General features: G+C 66.0%; 1 protein-coding gene. It reads left to right on the top strand.

Going from position 1 to position 987, the window contains the following annotated elements; genetic code table 11:
* Positions 1-284: 284 nt before the first annotated feature.
* Positions 285-962 (top strand): transposase, encoded by a 678-nt coding sequence (locus ACBI99_RS45775; RefSeq protein ID WP_375075417.1) that lies wholly within the window; start codon positions 285-287, stop codon positions 960-962.
* Positions 963-987: the final 25 nt, after the last annotated feature.

Here is a 987-nt window from a genome sequence, read left to right as displayed (position 1 = left end):
CTAGATCGCTGATGTGAAATTTGGTGATCGGCTGCGGGCGTGACGAAGGGCGTCCATGGTCGGTGTGTGAAGACAGACTTGGACGCCCTTCTGACCGCACTCTATGTCTACTTGGACGATCACGTGATGCCTTCGCGGGGACGGCCTCGCGGACGGGGCCGGCCCCCGGTGCTGACCTCGGCCGAGGCGGTGGTCGTGGCGGTGGCTCAGGTACTGCTGCGTTGCGATCAGGAGCGTTACTGGCTGCGGGTCGCGGCGGCCCGGATCGGTATCTGTTCCCGCGGTTGCCCTCTCAGGCCGTCTACAACCGGCAGCTGCGAGAGCTGGGCCCGCAGATGTCGGCGGCGGCCTTGTGGATGGCCCGCCAGGTTCCGACCTGGCACGAACCGCTGCGGTTGATGGACGGCACCCCGGTCCGGTGCGGCGCCTCGCGGGTGACGGTCAACCGGTCAAGCCTGGGCGAGATCGCCGGATACGGCATGGACAAGTCCCACCACGCCTTCTACTGGGGCGCCAAGCTGATGTTGATCACCACCGCCGACGGCGCGGTGACCGCCTTCAGCCTGGCCTGCCCCAAGGAACTCGACGAACGCAAGCAGGCACTGCACCTGCTGCACGTCACCCCGATCGCACCCGGGCCGTGCCCGATCGTGTGCGACAAGGGGTTCGCCGGCGCCGGCATCGAGAAAGCCGCAGCTGATCTGGGCCACCATCTGATCCGGCCCGCCCGCGAAGACGAGCCCGGACCTGCCCTACCCTTCCCCGGCTGGTTACGCCAGCGCATCGAAGCGATCATCTGGACGCTGAAGAACCAACTCGGCCTCGAACGCCACAACGCCCGCCACCCAGACGGCCTCTGGGCACGCATCAGCCAGCGCATCCTCGCCCTCAACGCTGTCATCTGGCACAACTGGAACATCGGCGCACCCGTGAAACGATCCCTGATCGCCTACGATCACTAACCCAAATTTCACATCAGCGATCTAG

This window comes from Nonomuraea sp. ATR24 (assembly GCF_041950485.1).
GTDB lineage: Bacteria > Actinomycetota > Actinomycetes > Streptosporangiales > Streptosporangiaceae > Nonomuraea > Nonomuraea ceibae.
This window is presented reverse-complemented; position numbering and strand designations above follow the sequence as displayed.